The organism is Methylomonas paludis (assembly GCF_018734325.1).
GTDB classification, from domain to species: domain Bacteria; phylum Pseudomonadota; class Gammaproteobacteria; order Methylococcales; family Methylomonadaceae; genus Methylomonas; species Methylomonas paludis.
This window is the reverse complement of record NZ_CP073754.1, coordinates 2,509,521-2,528,656: the sequence shown is the minus strand read 5'-3', so window position 1 is coordinate 2,528,656 and position 19,136 is coordinate 2,509,521. Positions and strand designations below refer to the sequence as shown.

General features: G+C 51.2%; 17 protein-coding genes. 6 read left to right on the top strand and 11 right to left on the bottom strand.

The features are described from left to right. Positions 1-90: 90 nt before the first annotated feature. On the bottom strand, positions 91-669 hold the full coding sequence (locus tag KEF85_RS11385) for a beta-class carbonic anhydrase (protein ID WP_215580655.1): 579 nt from the start codon (positions 667-669) through the stop codon (positions 91-93). Positions 670-987: 318 nt separating this feature from the next. On the opposite strand from KEF85_RS11385, the gene KEF85_RS11380 reads away from it, so the two are divergent. Further along, a complete protein-coding gene (locus KEF85_RS11380; RefSeq protein WP_215580653.1) occupies positions 988-1,872 on the top strand; it encodes a LysR family transcriptional regulator in 885 nt (294 codons plus the stop codon). A gap of 56 nt (positions 1,873-1,928) precedes the next feature. Here KEF85_RS11380 and KEF85_RS11375 read toward each other — a convergent pair whose 3' ends face one another. Together KEF85_RS11375 and KEF85_RS11370 are read right to left on the bottom strand one after the other, a co-directional pair. Continuing rightward, positions 1,929-2,513: a hypothetical protein gene (locus KEF85_RS11375; protein ID WP_215580651.1), complete on the bottom strand. Its 585-nt coding sequence runs from the start codon at positions 2,511-2,513 to the stop codon at positions 1,929-1,931. Positions 2,514-2,555: 42 nt separating this feature from the next. After that, positions 2,556-3,122, bottom strand: a complete 567-nt coding sequence (locus tag KEF85_RS11370) for a hypothetical protein (protein WP_215580649.1) — start codon at positions 3,120-3,122, stop codon at positions 2,556-2,558. Positions 3,123-3,266: 144 nt separating this feature from the next. Here KEF85_RS11370 and prmB point away from each other — a divergent pair, with 144 nt between their 5' ends. From prmB to KEF85_RS11355, 3 genes are read left to right on the top strand one after another with little or no spacing between them, the layout of a single operon-like run. Further along, positions 3,267-4,214 carry a 50S ribosomal protein L3 N(5)-glutamine methyltransferase gene (gene prmB / locus KEF85_RS11365; protein ID WP_215580647.1) on the top strand — a complete coding sequence of 316 codons (948 nt, stop codon included), beginning with the start codon at positions 3,267-3,269 and terminating at the stop codon, positions 4,212-4,214. After that, positions 4,196-5,284: a chorismate synthase gene (aroC, locus tag KEF85_RS11360; protein ID WP_215580644.1), complete on the top strand. Its 1,089-nt coding sequence runs from the start codon at positions 4,196-4,198 to the stop codon at positions 5,282-5,284. Before prmB ends, aroC begins: the two co-directional genes overlap by 19 nt. After that, positions 5,285-6,424, top strand: a complete 1,140-nt coding sequence (locus KEF85_RS11355; protein ID WP_215580642.1) for an MFS transporter — start codon at positions 5,285-5,287, stop codon at positions 6,422-6,424. Positions 6,425-6,453: 29 nt separating this feature from the next. On the opposite strand, the gene KEF85_RS11350 is transcribed toward KEF85_RS11355, so the two are convergent. From KEF85_RS11350 to dksA, 8 genes are all read right to left on the bottom strand, one after another. Next, the gene (locus tag KEF85_RS11350; protein ID WP_215580640.1) at positions 6,454-7,656 is read right to left on the bottom strand and encodes an HlyD/EmrA/EmrK family protein; all 1,203 of its coding nucleotides are present in this window, start codon (positions 7,654-7,656) and stop codon (positions 6,454-6,456) included. Further along, complete coding sequence (locus KEF85_RS11345; RefSeq protein WP_215580638.1) at positions 7,649-9,112, bottom strand: efflux transporter outer membrane subunit; 1,464 nt, start codon at positions 9,110-9,112, stop codon at positions 7,649-7,651. Before KEF85_RS11345 ends, KEF85_RS11350 begins: the two co-directional genes overlap by 8 nt. Positions 9,113-9,114: 2 nt before the next feature. Then, complete coding sequence (locus tag KEF85_RS11340) at positions 9,115-10,764, bottom strand: DHA2 family efflux MFS transporter permease subunit (protein WP_246534894.1); 1,650 nt, start codon at positions 10,762-10,764, stop codon at positions 9,115-9,117. Positions 10,765-11,036: 272 nt separating this feature from the next. Continuing rightward, positions 11,037-12,839 carry a sigma 54-interacting transcriptional regulator gene (locus KEF85_RS11335; protein ID WP_215580633.1) on the bottom strand — a complete coding sequence of 601 codons (1,803 nt, stop codon included), beginning with the start codon at positions 12,837-12,839 and terminating at the stop codon, positions 11,037-11,039. Positions 12,840-13,083: 244 nt separating this feature from the next. Beyond that, entirely contained in the window at positions 13,084-13,977 is an 894-nt protein-coding gene (locus tag KEF85_RS11330; protein ID WP_215580631.1) for a DMT family transporter, read from the bottom strand. Positions 13,978-13,983: 6 nt separating this feature from the next. Beyond that, the gene (gene acs / locus KEF85_RS11325; protein WP_215580629.1) at positions 13,984-15,921 is read right to left on the bottom strand and encodes an acetate--CoA ligase; all 1,938 of its coding nucleotides are present in this window, start codon (positions 15,919-15,921) and stop codon (positions 13,984-13,986) included. A 133-nt stretch (positions 15,922-16,054) separates the two neighbouring features. After that, positions 16,055-16,957, bottom strand: coding sequence for a tRNA glutamyl-Q(34) synthetase GluQRS (gene gluQRS / locus KEF85_RS11320; protein WP_215580627.1), 903 nt, complete (start codon positions 16,955-16,957; stop codon positions 16,055-16,057). A gap of 168 nt (positions 16,958-17,125) precedes the next feature. Beyond that, on the bottom strand, positions 17,126-17,548 hold the full coding sequence (dksA, locus tag KEF85_RS11315) for an RNA polymerase-binding protein DksA (RefSeq protein WP_215580621.1): 423 nt from the start codon (positions 17,546-17,548) through the stop codon (positions 17,126-17,128). Between the two features lie 101 nt (positions 17,549-17,649). Between dksA and KEF85_RS11310 the strand changes: the two genes are divergently transcribed. Continuing rightward, positions 17,650-18,819 carry an aminotransferase class I/II-fold pyridoxal phosphate-dependent enzyme gene (locus KEF85_RS11310; protein WP_343222198.1) on the top strand — a complete coding sequence of 390 codons (1,170 nt, stop codon included), beginning with the start codon at positions 17,650-17,652 and terminating at the stop codon, positions 18,817-18,819. Beyond that, complete coding sequence (locus tag KEF85_RS11305; RefSeq protein WP_215580612.1) at positions 18,810-19,133, top strand: rhodanese-like domain-containing protein; 324 nt, start codon at positions 18,810-18,812, stop codon at positions 19,131-19,133. Before KEF85_RS11310 ends, KEF85_RS11305 begins: the two co-directional genes overlap by 10 nt. The last annotated feature ends 3 nt before the right edge of the window (positions 19,134-19,136 follow it).

The window sequence follows — 19,136 nt, the reverse complement described above, 5'->3', positions numbered from 1 at the left end:
GGATCCGCCCCTTGGTCACCAGACGCGGATCCAGGTTTTTACGGGCTTATAAAACCGATGCCCAGCAAAAATATACTCTGTCAGTAAAAATTAACTGGCTGCGCCAACCGCCGTTGCTTCAGGCACTTCAATCAAACGTCCGCTTTTTACGTCATAAATATAACCGTAAACCGGAATATCCGACGGCACCAGTGGGTGCGATTTAATGCGGGTAACATCTTCCAGCACGCTTTGCGCCTGATCTTTAATCGTCAACCAGTCTATATATTTGGCTTCGGCAGAACCGGGGCCTTCGCCGCCATCATGCCAACCGCTAGCGTCTATGCTGGCGGTTTTCAGGCTGCTGGCCAGCAAGTCGCGCATAATTTCGTCGCTAAAGGTTTCCATGCCGCAATCGGTATGGTGAATCACAAACCACTCTTTAGTACCCAGTAATTTGTAGGAGATCACCAGCGAGCGGATCGCATCGTCGCTGGCACGTCCGCCGGCATTGCGGATCACATGGGCATCGCCTTCGGACAGGCCGGCGTATTTGGCGGGATCAAGTCTGGCATCCATACAGGTCAATATGGCAAACTGGCGTGCCGGCGGCATGGCCAGATGACCTTTGTCAAAACTGGCGGCATAACCGCGATTGGCCAGAAGTACTTCGTTGTGAATTTTGCTCATAGGGTAAAGCCGGTTAGGGTTAAAAAAAAGCTATGTTTGCGTTAATAGCTGATCTCACTATTGGTTTAAGAAATGTGCTTAACTTAAGCAAACCAACCAGTTACCCCTTTGAAAAAAAGGGGTAGGGGGCGATGGCCTCTATCGCGTATACCCAAATCAACTATTAACGCAAACATAGCCTAAAAAAACGTCTGGCTTTAAACCGCAAAACCAGACGATAAAACTATCTCCACTTATATTTTACTATGCTTAGCGCTGGATAAAATTGGTTTATTAGTTTATAAAATATAAACCAGTGGTTTATATTAAGGTAATCGAGTGGATAAATTTAATAATATGCAGGTATTCTGCCGAATAGTTGAACTCGGTACTTTTACGGCTGTGGCCAAGGAGCAGCAGTGTTCGGCGATGATGATCAGCAAATACATGGCCCAACTGGAAGCTTCGCTGGGGGTGGTGTTGCTGAATCGGACTACTCGCACTATCAGTTTAACCAGCGCCGGGGAAGCTTACTACCAGCGTAGCCGTCAATTGCTCGACGATCTGGCCAATCTGGAGGCTGCCACTGCGGAAATGGGCGATCAAGTCAAAGGCCTGCTTAAAATAAGCGCCCCCATCGATTTTGGCGGTATGTATATGGTACCGGTCATCGAACAATTTTTACGCAAATACCCGGCGGTAAAAGTGTTGATGACACTGGATAATAAACCGCAAAACTTGCGCGGCGGCAGTTTTGATATATCGCTGCTGGTCACCGATACCCTGGATCAGGGCGTGGTGGCCAGAAAAATTGCCGTTACCGAACTCGGTACATACGCTTCGCCGGCCTATCTTGCCGCCAATGGCTGTCCACAAACGCTAGAAGAATTGAGCGCACACCGCTGCCTACATTATGTGGATACACCGCACGGCGATTATTGGGTATTTAATGCCGGCAGCGAAGTCAAAAAAATTAAAGCCGAATGGTTGCTGTCGTCCAATAATGGCCGGGCTTTATGTCAGGCGGCGGCATTAGGCATGGGTATTGTTCGGGCGCCCAAGCTATCGGTAGCGCCTTATTTGCAAAACGGCGAACTGGTGGAAATATTACGCAATTACCAGCGTCCCGGTCTGGCAGTTTACGCCACCTATCTGCAACGCCGTTATTACCCGGCCAAACTGACCGCTTTTGTGGAGTTTTTATTGCAATATTTTGAGCGTTGATCCGGTTTCGTCAGCTGATGGCGCTTTATTTGATTCAGACCCGTCACACAGCCGGATTATTTAGGGTGCTGTAAGCGCAACAAAAACCCCGCAATATAATTTCCCGGCAACTCCAGACTGATGTCCTGATTATGTTCACTTTTCAATAACACCGTCAAACCTTTGCCGATGGCGGCATCTAAGTCGGCTTGACTCAGTTCCACATAAGCCTGATCCCGGAACAGACAGGCAGAAGTGAGGTCGTCGAATATCCCGCAGCGCACAATTTCATGGCGGTTATGGCTTAGCGGCAAAGCGGTATTGCCATTCTGGATGTGATATTCGCGCATCTGCCGAGCACCATAATTGATATCCAGCAATAAGCGATAACTTGGGCTTTGCTCGGGTGCCGGCGCCTGCAGGGCACTGAGCCGATAATAGACTCTGTCATAACCATAAAACAGGATGCGGTAACTGCTGGCAGACAGCTCTGGCGCGCGCCAGGATAGGCTTAATCCGGCACTCGCCGGTTCGTTGACAGTGGCATCGGCAATTTGTTGCGGGGAGGCTAATTTGGCATCCAGGCTGCAAGCGCTGAGCGTCATCAATAATAAAGTGGTAGTGAGTGGTGTAATCGAGTTAAACCGTTGCAGAATCGGCATATTGGATCCCGTATGGCTTTATGGTTTGGCGCCGCGTTCTGATCAATGTTTATTTACCGCTTGCAGAAAACCGCTAATATAACTGGCCGGCAATTCCATACTTAAATCTTGGGTATCGCTGGCCTGTAATTGCAGATTAAGACCGGTACTGGCGGCGGCCTGTAATTCTGCTGCGGTCAGTTCAATATAACCCCGGTCGCGGTACAGACAGGCGCTGACAAAATTATTATAAACGCCGCAACGCACGGTTTCCTGACGGGTATGGTTAATTGGTGGGGCAGGGCTGACCTGATAATTGCGCGGCTGTTTAGCCCCGTAATTGATATCCAGCAATATACGGTAGGGTTCGGTTTGGCCGGCAGTTTGATTTTGCGCTGCGCTTAAGCGGTAAGCCACACTATCGTATCCGTAAAACAGCGCTCGGTAGCGGCTGGCAACCAATTCCGGCGCCTGCCAGGTCGGGCCGTTGTCTGCAGAAGCCGGTTCAATGCTGGTAGCTGCGGCTATGTCCTGCGCAGAGGCCTGTTTGGGGTCGAAGGAGCTGCATGCATTCAGCGAGAGTAAAAACCAGCAGTATGCAAAAAATTGAATGGATGGCGAGCGTATCATAATCGGCCTGTAGTGCAGAATGGGCTTTAAGTGCAAGGCAGACAATATAACAAGCCCGGCAGAATTTGTCCTGCTAAATATCAGGCGCACCAAGCGGGGCTTTACGGTAAAATGAGCGGTTATTATTCACAGTTTAAAATCACCATGAATTTACAAGCGGCTGATGTCATCGACACGCTGACCAGCATCAAAGACTATATCCGTTGGGCAGCCAGTCGCTTTGCCGAGCATCAGGTATTTTTGGGTCATGGTACCGCCACGCCGCTGGATGAAGCGGCAGCCATCGTGCTGCATACTTTGCATCAACCCTATGATCTGGCCGAAAGCTATTTCGACGCGGTATTGACCGTGCCGGAGCGTCAGGCCGTGATTGATCTGGTTATCCGGCGTATCGTGGAACGTAAGCCTTCTGCTTATCTTACTCACGAAGCCATATTTGCCGGTCTGTCATTCTATGTTGATGAACGGGTGCTGGTGCCGCGTTCCCCTATAGCCGAACTGATTGCCGAACGCTTTCAGCCCTGGGTCGATGAAGAGCAGGTTTATAATATTCTGGATTTATGTACCGGCAGTGCCTGTATTGCCATCGCCTGCGCTTATGCGTTTCCCGATGCTCAAGTTGATGCCGTGGAATTGTCTGCCGATGCGCTGGCCGTTGCAGAGATTAATATCGACAAGCATGAGCTGGCCCCACAAGTCACCTTGTACCAGTCTGACTTGTTTAAGCAACTGCCGGTGACACCATACGATATCATCGTTAGTAACCCCCCTTATGTCAGTATCGCCGAATGGCAAAGCCTGCCTGCCGAATTTCACGCCGAACCGGGCATGGGCTTCACCGGTGGCGAAAATGGCCTGGATCTGGTACTGCGTATCCTGGTTGATGCCAAGGACTATCTGGCCGAAACCGGCATCCTGATTATCGAAGTCGGCAGCAGTGCCGAAACCCTGCAAACATTATTCCCCGATGTACCGTTTTACTGGCTGGATTTTGCCCGAGGTGGTGACGGCGTGTTTTTACTCACCGCCCAGCAGGTTCAAGACTATCATTCCCAATTTGTAAGCGCCCTATCATGTCCGGAAACACACTAGGAAAACTATTTACCGTCACCACCTTTGGGGAAAGCCACGGCCCCGCATTAGGGGCTATTGTAGATGGTTGTCCGCCAGGTCTGGCTCTTACTGAAGCTGATCTGCAATTCGATCTGGACAGACGTAAGCCTGGTACTTCACGGCACACTACCCAGCGCCGTGAACCCGATCAGGTAAAAATCCTTTCCGGTGTATTCGAAGGTAAAACCACAGGTACGCCGATTGGTTTGCTGATCGAAAACACCGATCAGCGCTCCAAAGACTATAGCAAAATTGCAGATGCCTTTCGGCCTGGTCATGCTGATTATACTTATCAGCAAAAATACGGCTTTCGCGATTATCGCGGCGGCGGCCGTTCCTCGGCGCGGGAAACCGCCATGCGGGTAGCCGCCGGTGCCATCGCCAAAAAATACCTGCAGGAACAGCATGGGATCCAGGTGCGCGGCTATTTGTCCCAGTTGGGCCCGATTAAAATCGCACAGTTCGATTGGGATGAAATTCCCAATAACCCGTTTTTTTGCCCGGATGCCGGCAAAGTTGCCGAAATGGAAAGCTATATGGATGCTTTGCGCAAAGAAGGCGAATCGATAGGCGCCAAAATCGAAGTCATTGCCAGTCAGGTGCCGCCCGGCTTGGGCGAGCCTATTTTTGACCGTCTGGATGCTGAATTGGCCTACGCGCTGATGAGCATTAATGCTGTCAAAGGCGTGGAAATTGGCGATGGTTTTGACTGCGTACATACCAAAGGCAGCCAATTTCGCGATGAAATCACCCCGCAAGGGTTTTTAAGCAATCATGCCGGCGGCATCCTTGGTGGTATATCCAGTGGTCAGGATATTGTTGCTCGTATCGCTTTAAAGCCTACCTCCAGCCTGCGTTTACCCGGTTTAAGTATCAACAGTCTGGGTGAAGCGGTGGAAGTGGTTACCGAAGGCCGTCACGATCCTTGCGTTGGGATTCGCGCCACCCCCATCGCCGAAGCCATGGTCGCCCTGGTGTTAATGGATCATTTACTGCGGCATCGCGCCCAGAATCTGCATGTAGATTCCGGTTTGCCTGTCTTGCGCTAAATGGCAGTGCCATACTGGCGCTTATCGGCCTTTTATGCCTGTTATTTTGCGATTTTAGGCTCCATTGTCCCGTTTTGGAGTCTGTATCTCAAACATGTTGGTTTTAATCCCAGCGAAATCGGCCAGTTAACCGCGCTGATAGTCGCCACCAAAATCATCGCGCCCAATCTTTGGGGGTGGCTGGCCGACAAAACCGGCCGGCGGCTGCGGCTGATCCGCATCACTTCGCTATTATCCGCCGCCTTGTTCTGTGGTTTTTTATATCGACAGCAATACTGGTGGTTTGCCGGTGTCACCGTGGCCTTCAGTTTTTTTTGGAATGCTTCCTTGCCGCAGTTTGAAGCGGCCACCCTGTTTCATTTACAGGAGGCCACCCACCGTTATAGCCGGATTCGCCTGTGGGGGTCGCTAGGATTTATTGCTGCCGTATTAGGTATAGGCCAGCTTCTGGACACGGTCAGCATTGCATATTTGCCTTATCTGGTGATAATCCTGCTGCTGCTCAACTGGCTGTTATCCCTCATTACTCCGGAGGCCGGTCACATTAATCCACCGGCCCGGCGCGGCAGTCTGGGTGAAATTCTGCGTCAGCCGGAAGTAATTTGTTTTTTCCTGGTTTACATGCTGTTGCAGGTTGCCCACGGCCCATATTATGTGTTTTTCTCGGTTTATCTGAAACAGCATGGCTACTCCGCCAGCTTCACAGGTCAGCTATGGGCCTTGGGTGTCTGTGCTGAAATTGTCATGTTTCTGTTGGCTGGCCGTTTATTACGTTGGTTCAGTGTGCGTGGTTTATTATTGTCCAGCCTGCTGTTAAGCACGGTGCGCTGGTTGTTGATTGCCTATGCCGTTGACTCATTGGAATGGTTGTTGATCGCCCAACTGCTGCATGCGGCCAGTTTTGGTATCACCCATGTTGTCGCCATGCAGCTATTATTAAAATATTTCGGCGCATCGCATCAGGGCAAAGGCCAGGCGTTTTACAGCAGCTTAAGCTTTGGTTGCGGCGGCATGATCGGCAGCCTATACAGCGGTTACCTCTGGGATAGTCTGGGCGGCAGTGCTGTCTTTGTTATTGCCGCCGGCGCCTCCGCGCTGGCATTTATCCTGGCTGCCGCCAAAGTTGCGCGCATTAAATAGCACGGCTGAGCAAAATTAATCAGTCAACCTCATTTGCCATAACGATTCTCGGCAATAATCTGTTTAACCAGCTCATCCACTCCGGCCAGTTGCCGGCTATAAACATCAGTTTTATAACCGGTTTCCGGAACTGTGGTCAGTGGTTGCAATACCGGATGGCCTGGCCGGCTGGTGTCTATGCTGACCTTAGCCGACAAGCCTGGCCGCAACGGATGCGCCGCTAGTTCTGCTGCAGGTAAACTGATACGCACCGGCACCCGCTCGACTATGTGAATGTAATTCCCGGTGGCGTTATTGGGCGGCAACAGCCCAAACACACTGCCGGTACCGGCAGCCAGACCCTGCACCTCGCCATGATAAACCACAGTGCTGCCGTATAAGTCCACACTCACTGCAACCGGCTGGCCGGGTTGTACCTGATGTAATTCATCCTCCAGAAAATTGGCTTCCACCCATAAATAATCCAAGGGCACAATGCTCAGCAAAGCTGTTTCCGGGCGTACCTGTTCGCCTGCTTGGATGCTGCGCTTGGCTACATATCCGGATACCGGTGCTACTATTTGTTGCCGGTACCAGTCCAGATAGGCCTGTTTAAAGGCTGCCACGGCCTGCAATACTTTGGGGTTGTCTGCCGCATCGGTATGGGCTACCAGGGCCTCAGAGCTGCCTAATTCGGCCTGAATCTGTTTTAGTTCGGCTTCCTGTTCGCGCACCAGAAATTCGCTGTCCTCAATCTGTTGTGCGGAAACCCCACCTTCGGCAACGACTCGCCGATATCGGGCCAAATCCAGTCTGCTGCGTTGTAACAACAGATCTTTGGCCGCCGCTTTCTGGTGCAGCATCTCGGTTTGTTTGAACAGCACTTCAATCTGACGCACGCTATCGGCCAGATTAGCGCTGGCTTGAGCCAATGCTACTTCAGCCTGTAAACCGTCCAGTCGTACCAACACCTGACCTTGTTGCACATATTGAGTATCATCGACACCCACTTCAATCACAGTACCGCCGGTTTGGGCTTTTAACGGAATTAAATTGCCGGAGATATAAGCATCATTAGTCATCACGGTTTGGCCGGCATATTGCATTGTGTAAAACAAATATAGGCTGCCGGCCAGCAATGAAATGCCGGTTAATATCCATAACCGCTGCCGACGCTGCTGACGGCGTTGCTGGAATCCTGAATGCGGATGCGGTTTTTTGGTGCTGGTTTGTGGATGCGCGTGATTATTCATGGTTGTCTGGTTCTGACATAGTGATATTTTCCGCTTGATAACCGCCGCCCAATGCAGCAATCAGGGCAATACTCGCCTGCTGATGCGCACTGAGCAGGGCGCTGGCGGTGAGTTGTTGGCGGAGCAGGGCCGCAGTTGCTTCCAGTTCGGCATCCAGATTGCTTAGGCCGGCCCGGTAACGGCTCGCCGCCAGTCCGGCAGCAGCCTGAGCAGCGGCTACAGCCTGTGTTTGGGCGTTTATATCGGCTGCAGTCTGTCGCCATCCGGCCAGGCTGTCAGCCACTTGTTGCACGGCCTCCAGCAAAGTCTGATTATAGCTTGCCACGGCGGTGCGGTAACCGGCCTGCTGATTGCTTAACTCAGCTTCCAGGCGCCCGCCTTCAAATAAGGGCAAGCTCAGAGTAGGGCCTATGCCGTAGGCCAGACTGGTGCCGTTCGACAAAAACAAATCTTTAAAATTTAAACTGCGCAAACCGGCAAAACCCACCAGATTCACATCAGGATAAAAATTAGTTTCGGCTATTTTGATCATTTGCGCTGCTGCTTTGGCCCGCCACAAACTGGCGGCCACATCCGGCCTATGTGCCAGCAAGCCCAGGCTAAGCGACTGTGGTGGCGGCAAATAAGTCAATATGGTTAATGGCGCAATCTGGATTTGTGCGCCCCAGTCCGGTTGTCGGCCTGCCAGTGCCGCCAGACGGTTGCGCAAAATTTGGCTGTGATGTGCGGCATCGGTTTCACGCTGTTGGGCGGCAGCCAATACTTGTTCACTTGGGTATAAATGTTCACGGCTGCTTAAGCCTTCCTGCCAGCGTAACTGATCAAGTTGCACTTGGCGTGCGGCTGTTTCGCGTAAACTCCGGCTCAACTCCATATCCTCGGTAACTGCGCATAGGCGGATATATTCGCGGGTGATAGCGGTGCTCAGCATCAGTCTGGTCATGGCTAATTCCGCCCCCTGAGCCCGTTCCTTGCCCAGTGCAGCTTCCAGGGCAGCGCGATCTTTGCCCCACAAATCCAGATGATATTTAAATACCGCCGGATCGATATAGGCGCCGTGGAAGGTTTTACCGCCATTGGGGCCGTAGAAATCGGTTCCGGAATAACGCCGGTTATGCAATTCAATATTGGCGCTTAAAGTGGGCAGCAATTCGGCAGCCTGAAAATCCGCCGCTGCCTCCGCTTGGGCAACCCGTGCCGTTGCCGCCTGTAGATTAGGCGAATCGCGCAACCCGGTTTCAATCAAATCCTGCAATTGCGTATTATGTAGCGCTTGCCACCAGTTCGCCTGTGGCCATTTCGTCATAATGGCCGTGCTTGGTGGCGTAGCGTCCAGAGTCTGATCCAAGCCGTTCACACTCTGAAATTCCGGTGGCTTAACCGGTTGCGGTAGTGTCGCGCAAGCGCTTAGTCCCGATATGGCGATGCTGTACAGCAACATTTTCGCTATAGACATGATTATGGCTCCTCCATCAATTCTTCCAACGCTGTTTCTCTAACGGTTTGTCTGGTAGTTTTGTCCAGCTTGGGTTGGTGTGGATGTGCCAGCCACACCAAGGCGGCTAACGCCACAAACAACCAGGCCGTGAGCCGGAAGCAATCATTAAGGGCCAGAATGCCGGCATGTTGGTTGCTGATAGCCGTCAGTTTGGCCTGTGCGGCGGGTGCAGAGAAACCGGCATATTGCAAATGGCTGAGTGTGGTACTGACGATGCCATGCTGATTGCCAAGACTTTCCAGTAAGCGGTGCTGATGAAACGCGGTGCGTCTTTCCCAGAGCAATCCGAATAAAGGCGAGGCCACGCTGCCGCCCAGCACCCGCAACATACCACCCAGTTCTACGGCCTGGATCTGGCGTCTGGGTGTCAATCCCGATAAAAACAGTGTGGTCAACGGCACAAACAACCCGCCCAGACAAAAACCTTCCAGCACCTGTGACCATAAGGGTTGAGTAAACCAGCTCAGTCGGCTGAAAAAATCGAATTGACTGGACCAGGCGCAATACCAGGCAAACAGCAGCAGATTGATACTGGCCAGCAGTCGGGTATCAAAACGTTGCACCAGATGATGCATCACGCTGGCCAGTGGTTTGGCTAAAAACACCAACGGTAATAGTACGCTGCCGGCTAGAAACGAGGTATAACCGGCTACCGACTGCAGGCGCACCAGCAATAAAGCCAGTAAACCGTACATCAACATAAAGCTCAGGCTCAGTCCCAGGCTGCCGATCACAAAATTGCGTCTGGCCAGCAGACGTAAATCTATCAACGGGCGGGTTTCGGCCAGTTCCCAGATTATAAAAGTCACCAGTACCAGCATCCCTAAGCCTGCGGTGGTCATTAGAGCCGGTGAATTGAACCAGTCAGCATCCTGGCCGCTGTTCAGTACAGTTTGTCCGCAAAACAGGCTGAGACCCAGCAGCACCAAGCCTAAAGTATCGAGACGGGTATTAGTACGTGGCGCTGGATGCTTCGGCAATAAGGCCCAGGCCAGGGTTATACTGAGCAGTGCCAGCGGAATATTCAGATAAAACAGCCAGCGCCAGCCCAACTGATCCGCTACCCAGCCCCCTGCTGCCGGCCCCAGGGTAAAAGGGCTTAAAGCCGCAATACTCCACAATGCTACTGCAAAGCCGCGCGATTTTTGTGGATACTCCCGCATCAATAAGGTTTGCGAAAGCGGTATTGTCAGGCCGCCGGAGAAACCTTGCAGGCTGCGGCCGATTAAAAACCCGTTCAAGTCAGTCGTGGCAGCGCAGAGACAGGATGCCAGCAGTAAAACCGACATTGCCAGCAGATATAAACGCAGTTCGCCGACGGCAGCGGCAGCCCAGGTGCTAACCGGTAAAGCCAGCGCCAGGCTGATAAAATAATAAGTCTGCATCCAGGTGGCGTGACTGGGACTGACACCTAACTCACCGCTGGCATGCAGACTTACCGAAGCAAATGCTCCGGTATTGAACAGCACCAGAATATTGCCGCTGAGCAGGCCGATATTGATTAATACAAATTCCAGGCTGCCGAGCCGGTCTGGGTCCAGTTGGGCGGTATCCAGGCTGTCGTGAGTCAGCGAAGCCCAGGCGTTTCTGGGAAATTTGGCAGAACTCATGATCATTAATCTCCACTACAGATAAAATGCTCCGCACATCAATTTGCTCCGGCAATTAATTCAGCAGTGTGTTGAGGTTTAATTGCTGAAATTTTTTGCCGGAAATGTGCTTTTCAGACTAGTCATTGCAAACACCATGCCGAAAATCAGGTTTGATAATAGTCCTTTAATAATAAAGACTTATATTTGGTTTGAGGGGAGGTGGGTCTTAGAGGCGGGTCAAGTGCGTACTAAATATCGTGACATTACGAAATGTCGTGAAAATTATGGCGTTAAGTTTTGCTGATCCCTAATTTGACCATACGCGAACGTAAGGTATTGGGATTCAGGTCCAGAATGGCCGCCGCCCCTTTGGGGCCGGATATCTGCCAGTGTGTGGCCCGCAATGTTCGCAAAATGTGTTCGCGCTCCAGTTCAGCCAGGGTCGGCAATGCTTTGGTTACGGCTGTGGGTTCGGTTACCACGGGATTGAGCAAGGCAATCTCCAGTAACGGCCCCGGTGACAGAATAACGGCGCGTTCAATCACATTTTGCAATTCTCGGACATTACCTGGCCAAGCATAGTTATGCAGATTCTCCAGGCTGGCCGGACTGATATCAGTAAAGCGTTTGGCCAGTTTTTTAGCATATTTATGCAAAAAAAATCGTGCCAATAAGGGAATATCAGCCGAACGTTGCCGCAAGGCCGGAATTTGCAGTGGAAACACATTCAGGCGATAGAACAGATCGGCGCGAAACCGGCCGGCGCTTACTTCGGTAGCCAAATCGCGATTGGTGGCGGCTATCAGTCTGACATTGACGTGCAAAGTTTCACTGCCGCCCAGGCGTTCAAACTCCTGTTCCTGTAACACCCGTAACAGTTTGGCCTGAGCAGAAAGTGATAATTCACCCAGCTCGTCCATAAACAATGTGCCGCCGTCAGCCAGTTCAAAGCGGCCCTTACGCTGCTGAACGGCCCCGGTAAACGCACCTTTTTCGTGACCGAACAACTCACTTTCAATTAAATCAGCCGGTAATGCCGCACAATTAATTTTCACCATAATCGCACTGCTGCGCGGGCTGTATTCATGTATGGCTCGGGCCAGCAGCTCCTTGCCGGTACCGGTTTCTCCCAGTAACAACACCGGAGTATCGGTGCCGGCCACCATGCGTACTTGCGCCATTACCTCGCGCATCAATACGGAAGCGCTGACAAAATCTTGCGGGTTATGTTCATCATTAATGATTTCCTGCAAATAACCTTTTTCCAGTTGCAGCCGGTCCAGTTTCTCGGCGGCAATACGCCGGTCATTCACATCGCGCAAAATAATGGTGTACAACTTTTGTTCATTGACCTCCAGCGGCGAAAAAGTAGCTTCAATCGGAAAGCTCTCGCCATTAGCACGGCGCGCACTTAAACCCTCAGGCACCCAGGTCTGCGCCGAGCTGAGCGGCTGATCAAAATTGATAAAGCGCTGAAACAGGTTCAAACATTGCGGCAGGATAAAGCGCTCAATGGGCTGACCAATGGCAAATTCGCTGATACACTGGAATATGCGGGCAGCCGCGTCATTGAACAAAGTGATATGGTGCTGCTGATCTATGGTAATAATCGCATCCAGTGCCGAAGCCAGGATCGAAGACATGCGTAATTCGCTTTCACCGAGCGCCTGCATCATTAAACGCTGTTCAGTACGATCGCGCTGGGTTTCCACCACCGCCACCACTGCGCCATCGGCATTACAAATCAGCCCGGCATCTATGACCAGATACAAGCGGCGGCCATCCGGCAGCAGACACCAGTTTTCGGTATGGGAAACGGCGCTGGAATGGCTGGCCTGTTCATACAGACTTTCCAAATCGCCCAGACTGCTGTCCAGCAGCAAATCCGCCAGACACGGGCGCCGCTCGGTATAAAACCCACGCCAGTGCTCAGTGCTGCCCAGCATTTGTTCGGCAGTCAGCCCGGTCAGCTCAGCGCAGGCCTGATTCCAGATAACCACCTGATGCCGAGCATCCAATACAAAAGCCGACACCGGCATGTGCTCCAGCAGCAGTTCAGCCGGCAGATTTTCGCTGATGGGGTGTTTCGGCATGAAATGAGGTCAGGTTTAATTTAAGGAATAAAAAATTGCCGGCTATTGATTGTCTAATTATTTCGTTAAAAAACAGGTAGTTGTGGGATGTGCTAAACGCAGTGTAGCGCATCATTCGAAGCTAAGCAGTTGTTAAAAAAAGATCAGCAAAATTTACGCTGAGTAATTACAAAAATAGAACGCAATTATTTTTGCAAATAAATCGGCAAACTGAACGGAGTCCGTTTAACCAGCATAATGTCAGCTATTGTCTATTACCACGCCCAAACTGCCAGCGCCGTCCCGCCAGTTGCTGAATCAGTAGGGCAGATAAAATCAAAGCCGTACCGATGGCTATTTTTACAGTCAGCGGCTCATGATTGACCCCAAAGCCCAGCAGCAAAGACAGAACCGGCGTGACCATATTAATCATCGCCACCTTAGTGGCGGCCAGATGGGTCAACAAAAAATAATACAGGGCAAAACCTAGCGTAGTGGCAATTCCGCCTAGATAAAGTATGGCATACAGGGTTTTATCGGGAATGCTGCTTGGTAATTGGCCCTGATCCAGGATAAACCAAGTCAGATAATACAGTGGCAGCGAAAACAGCAGACCGCCACTGATTTGCTGTATGGCCGGCAAGCCGGCGGCTATGCGTTTTACCCAGACCGCACTGACGGCATGAATAAATGTGGAACCCAGCATGGCAACCATGCCGATCAGGGCCAGACGGTTTAATTCTATGGCCGAGACAAACATCACCGCCAGTCCAGCCACGCCCAACAGATAGGCAAACACCCTGGCCCAGCCCAAACTGCTTTCTTTCAGCAGAGCGGCGGCCAAGAAAGCAGTCATGAACGGACTCAGGCCAAAAATCACCGAAGTCCAGCCGGAAGGAATAAATTGTGCCGCCCAGTAAGTAATCGTCATACTCAGATAAATCTGCACACTGGCGGCAATATAGGTATGGATGGCCGCCTTGTGCATTGCCAGGCGCTGACGACTGAGCAACATAATCAGCAGCAGACACAGCGCACCAACCGACATGCGTGCCGTTACCCCCAGGATGAAACTGATGCCTTCGCTGCTCCACTTGATGCATAAGGGGGTGGTGGTCCAGACCATCACCACACCCAGGTAAGCCAGTTTGACCCGCACCTACTGTTACAAATGCAGGCGATGCGCGATTAAATCCTCCACCACTGCCGGATCGGCCAGGGTGGAGATATCGCCAAGATTGTCAAAGTCGTTGGCGGCAATTTTGCGCAGGATGCGGCGCATGATTTTTCCGGAACGGGTTTTCGGCAAACCGGCTGCCCACTGCATAATATCAGGCAGAGCAATCGCACTGATTTCTTCTTTAACCAGAACCGCCAGTTCCTTTTTCAGCGCATCAGTCCCGGTCACGCCTACATTTAGTGTCACATAAGCATAAATACCCTGACCTTTAATCGGATGTGGGAAACCCACTACTGCGGCTTCGGCTACGTCTTTATGCAGCACCAGCGCACTTTCGATTTCAGCGGTACCCAGTCTGTGCCCGGATACATTCAACACATCGTCAATCCGGCCGGTAATCCAGTAATAGCCGTCCGCATCACGCCGCGCGCCGTCACCGGCCAGATAGTAGCCGGGGTATTTGCCAAAATAAGTATCGACAAAGCGGGCATGATCGCCGTAAATAGTGCGGGCCTGACCGGGCCAGGGATGGCTTAACACCAATATGCCTTCGCCTGGCCCCTCCAGAATCTGGCCGTCATGATCCAGCAAAGCCGGTTGCACGCCAAAAAACGGCAGGGTAGCGGAGCCGGGCTTCAAGTCAGTGGCACCAGGTAAAGGCGTAATCAAAATGCCGCCGGTCTCAGTTTGCCACCAAGTATCCACAATCGGGCAACGGCTGTTGCCTACGACCTGATAATACCATTCCCAGGCTTCCGGATTGATGGGTTCGCCCACACTGCCCAGAATGCGCAGGCTTTGCCGGCTGGTGTGGCCGACATGAGCTTCACCATGTGCCATCAGTGCGCGGATAGCGGTTGGGGCCGTGTAAAAAATGCTTACCTGATGTTTGTCTATAACCTGCCAGAACCGATCCGGACTTGGGTAAGTAGGTACGCCTTCAAACATCAAACTGGTAGCGCCGTTGCACAAAGGCCCGTATAACACATAGGAATGGCCAGTAATCCAGCCTATATCGGCGGTGCACCAATAAATGTCGCCTTCCTGATAATCAAACACATATTTATGAGTCATAGCTGCATACAGCAAATAGCCGCCGGTAGTGTGCAACACGCCTTTGGGTTTGCCGGTAGAGCCGGAGGTATACAGAATAAACAGCGGGTCTTCGGCATCCATGACCTCGGCAGGGCATTCGGCAGCGGCTGCCTGCATAGCCTGCCGATAGGAAATGTCCCGCCCAGCCTGCCAGGGTATCTCATGTCCAGTATGTTCAATCACAATCAGGGTTTGCAGATTAGGACATTGTGCGGCGGCTTTGTCGGCATTGAGTTTAGAGTGAACAATCTTGCCGCCCCGGTAGCTTTCATCAGCGCATATCAGAACCCGGCAGTCGGCATCCAGAATTCTGTCGCGTAAAGCATCGGCAGAAAAACCGCCAAACACAATGGAATGCACCGCGCCAATCCGGGCGCAAGCCAGAATCACCACCGCCGCTTCCGTTATCATCGGCAGATAAATACACACCCGGTCACCTTTTTGCACACCTTGGGCTTTAAGCACATTGGCAAATTTGCATACCTGATGATACAGCTCCCGGTAAGTCAACTGCTGTTGCTGATCAGGATCATCACCTTCCCAGATAATGGCAATCTGGTCACCGCGTAGCGACAAATGCCGGTCCAGACAATTGGCACTAACATTCAGTTGTCCGCCCTTAAACCAGGCAATTTCACCCTTGGGATAGTCGTAACTCAATACTTCCTGCCAGGGGTGTTGCCAATCCAGAAAAGCACCGGCTTGCTCAGCCCAGAAGATTTCCGGTTCATTAATGGATTGTTCATATAATTGCCGATAGCCCTCGGTGTTGAAATGCGCTGATGCGGCAATTTCTGGCTTGACCGGATATATGCGTTCATCTGACATGATTAGTCCCTGTTGTTATGCTATAAACTAATAAAGCAATTATTCACCGCCTGGCTTTCGGGTTGTTGCACGAAGCCAGCTTGAATCGTTGCCAAATAAATATTTAATGGTCGGTAGTGTCTATGCCCGTACCCTAGTTCGGTAATACGCTGCTAATCGTTTTCAGCCGCAACGGCTGCCAATGCGCTACAGCCCAGGCCAGAATCTGATCAACATCCGCTCCCTGCAAGTTTGCTGGCGGAGCCTGATTCAGCAAGCCCAATAATCGCCATAAAACCCGGCCAGGCGATTTATGCTCCACCGGCTGAGCCAGGGTCTGCTTGCTGAGTTTCTGGCCGTGCCGATCCACCAGTACCGGCACATGCCTATATTGCGGCGTAGCATATCCCAATTGATGCTGTAAAAAAATCTGTTTGACGGTGGAATCCAGTAAATCATAGCCGCGCACCACATGCGTCACCTGCTGCAATTCATCATCAATTACCACAGCCAGTTGATAAGCAATAATGCCATCCTTGCGTCTGATAATAAAATCCCCATGATCGCTGTCCAGTTTATCCCGAATTTGTCCTTGCAGATAGTCAACAAAACCCAGCGATTGGGGGCTGCTTTTAATACGCAAAGCATAGTGGGTATTTATAGGCAATTGTTTGGTGCGGCAAAAACCGGGATAAACACCGGGATAGCTCTCCAAGTCCTTACGGCTGCAGGTGCAGGCATAAAGTTTATCCTGATACTGCAAAGAATTTAAGGCCTGTTGATAAGCGGCCAGATGTTGGCTTTGATAAGCAATTTCGCCATCCCACTGCAAACCGAACGCCAACAGACTTTCCATGATTCTGGCGGAGGCACCGGGTTGGTTGCGAGGCGTATCCAGATCATCTATACGCAGCAGCCAGCGGCCATGATGATAACGGGCATCCAGATAACTGGCCAGGGCAGTATATAGCGAACCTAGATGTAAAGGGCCAGTGGGGGACGGAGCAAAACGACCAGTGTAGCCAACTGCTGCCAAGCCGTCATCATAGGCAGGCATGGCAAGGATACGGCTGTGTTGGCGCTAAAACGGCTAAAGCTGGGGGCAACAGCAAGCCGCAGGGAGGGTATAGAACTGCCGGAGGCCCGGCAGTTGGTTTAACTGTGAAAAACATTACCGACTGCAAGCGCCGCTGTTTTATCTCGGCAAACCAGGTCAGCAGAAGGCTTAACCCAATTGCTTTTCCCTGATTTCATCCAAAGTTTTACAGTCTATACACAATGTGGCAGTGGGTCTGGCTTCCAAACGGCGGATACCGATTTCTATGCCGCAGGTTTCACAAAAACCGTAATCACCGGTTTCAATGTCTTTCAGCGATTCTTCAATTTTCTTAATCAGTCGGCGTTCCCGGTCACGGGTACGCAATTCCAGACTAAACTCGGATTCCTGAGTTGCTCTATCATTAGGATCAGGGAAGTTTGCGGCTTCGTCCTGCATATGATGTACAGTACGATCGACTTCCTGCATCAACTCCGATTTCCAATTGTTGAGGATGGCGGCAAAGTGCTCCAATTGGGCTTCGCCCATGTACTCTTCACCATCTTTTTCAACATAAGGCTTGAAGATGAATTCTGACTTGGAACTATTCATCCATTGACTCCTGGTCGATATAAAAAACCGGTGATTTTTAACAGATAGCCGGGCTTCAAGCAAGAAGTTTGTTATTATTTCCGAAATTATTATTCAGTGGAGTGGATTTGAACCTGCATATAGCCCAAAGAATGCACAATATCAAGCCGTTTATTGTCATGGAATTATTGCAACGCGCACAACAGTTGCAAGCTCAGGGTAGGGATGTGATTCACATGGAAATCGGCGAACCGGATTTTGCCACACCACCGCTGGTACAAGCGGCCGCGGCCAAATTTTTGCAACAAGGGGATGCCAAATACACAGCCGCCGCCGGCCTGCCGGAATTGCGCGCAGCCATTGCGGCTTATTATCGGCAGAATTATGGTGTAGCTGTTGATGCCGGACGGATTTTTATTACCCCCGGTGCGTCAGGGGCATTTTTACTGGCTTTTGGCAGCAGCTTAAATCCTGGTCAGGCCGTGATGATGGCCGACCCCTGTTATCCCTGCAATGCCAATTTTGTCCAGTTGTTCAACGCCGAAACCCAGTTAGTTGCGGTGGACCCGGCCACTAATTATCAACTGGATGCCGGTTTGATCGCCCAGAACTGGCGGGCCAATACCAGCGGCGTCCTGATAGCGTCGCCGGCCAATCCCACCGGCAGCCTGCTCAGCAACACCGCTCTGGCGGCCGCCATTGATCAGGTGCAAGCGCTGGGGGGGTGTTTTTATGCCGATGAAATTTATCATGGCCTCGATTATGCTGAGCCACCGGCCACGGCACTGGCCAGTCATGATCAGGTCTTTGTGATTAACAGTTTTTCCAAATTTTTTGGCATGACCGGCTGGCGTATTGGTTGGCTGATTGTCCCGGATAGTCATGTAGCAGTCGTGGAAAGGTTGGCGCAAAACATTTTTATCTCCACCTCTAGCCAAGCCCAATATGCGGCTCTGGCGAGTTTTTCCGCCGAAAATATGACTGAACTGAGGCGGCGCCGCGACGAATTTAAAATCAGGCGCGATTATTTATATGAAAATTTGCTCAGATTAGGCTTTAAAATAACCGCTAAGCCCGAAGGGGCATTTTATATTTATGCCGATTGCAGCACATTTAGTCAAAACAGCTATCAGTTTGCCAAAGACTTATTGGAAGCAGAAGGTGTTGCTGTCACGCCCGGTACCGATTTCGGCTACAATGGTGCGGATAAGCACATCCGTTTTGCCTATACTGCTTCAATCCCCAGAATGGCTGAAGCCTTAACCAGACTAGAACGATTTATATGCCGATAAACCAAATTACTGCCCCACAATTACAACAACGCCTGAAAGCAGAGCCGGCCCCGGTCTTGTTGGACGTGCGCGAAAAACATGAATATGCTTATGCTCATATTCCGGCCAGCCAACTGATACCGCTTGGGCAAATAAGCGAACGTTATGACGAACTGGATAAAAACGCCGAAATCGTGGTGATTTGTCATCATGGTGTCCGTAGCTTGCAGGCTTGTCATTTTTTACAACAATTAGGATTTAGTCAGTTAAGCAATTTACAAGGCGGCATAGATGCCTGGTCAGTGCTGTGCGATTCTTCAGTGCCACGTTACTAATAT

What these genes read in the sequence shown, in the direction of transcription:
- KEF85_RS11305 (WP_215580612.1), top strand. Translation starts at nt 18,810, where the DNA reads ATGCCGATAAACCAAATTACTGCCCCACAATTACAACAACGCCTGAAA.
- KEF85_RS11340 (WP_246534894.1), bottom strand. Translation starts at nt 10,764, where the DNA reads ATGAGTTCTGCCAAATTTCCCAGAAACGCCTGGGCTTCGCTGACTCAC.
- dksA (WP_215580621.1), bottom strand. Translation starts at nt 17,548, where the DNA reads ATGAATAGTTCCAAGTCAGAATTCATCTTCAAGCCTTATGTTGAAAAA.
- KEF85_RS11355 (WP_215580642.1), top strand. Translation starts at nt 5,285, where the DNA reads ATGGCAGTGCCATACTGGCGCTTATCGGCCTTTTATGCCTGTTATTTT.
- KEF85_RS11375 (WP_215580651.1), bottom strand. Translation starts at nt 2,513, where the DNA reads ATGCCGATTCTGCAACGGTTTAACTCGATTACACCACTCACTACCACT.
- KEF85_RS11350 (WP_215580640.1), bottom strand. Translation starts at nt 7,656, where the DNA reads ATGAATAATCACGCGCATCCACAAACCAGCACCAAAAAACCGCATCCG.
- KEF85_RS11335 (WP_215580633.1), bottom strand. Translation starts at nt 12,839, where the DNA reads ATGCCGAAACACCCCATCAGCGAAAATCTGCCGGCTGAACTGCTGCTG.
- acs (WP_215580629.1), bottom strand. Translation starts at nt 15,921, where the DNA reads ATGTCAGATGAACGCATATATCCGGTCAAGCCAGAAATTGCCGCATCA.
- gluQRS (WP_215580627.1), bottom strand. Translation starts at nt 16,957, where the DNA reads ATGCCTGCCTATGATGACGGCTTGGCAGCAGTTGGCTACACTGGTCGT.
- KEF85_RS11385 (WP_215580655.1), bottom strand. Translation starts at nt 669, where the DNA reads ATGAGCAAAATTCACAACGAAGTACTTCTGGCCAATCGCGGTTATGCC.
- aroC (WP_215580644.1), top strand. Translation starts at nt 4,196, where the DNA reads ATGTCCGGAAACACACTAGGAAAACTATTTACCGTCACCACCTTTGGG.
- prmB (WP_215580647.1), top strand. Translation starts at nt 3,267, where the DNA reads ATGAATTTACAAGCGGCTGATGTCATCGACACGCTGACCAGCATCAAA.
- KEF85_RS11345 (WP_215580638.1), bottom strand. Translation starts at nt 9,112, where the DNA reads ATGTCTATAGCGAAAATGTTGCTGTACAGCATCGCCATATCGGGACTA.
- KEF85_RS11370 (WP_215580649.1), bottom strand. Translation starts at nt 3,122, where the DNA reads ATGATACGCTCGCCATCCATTCAATTTTTTGCATACTGCTGGTTTTTA.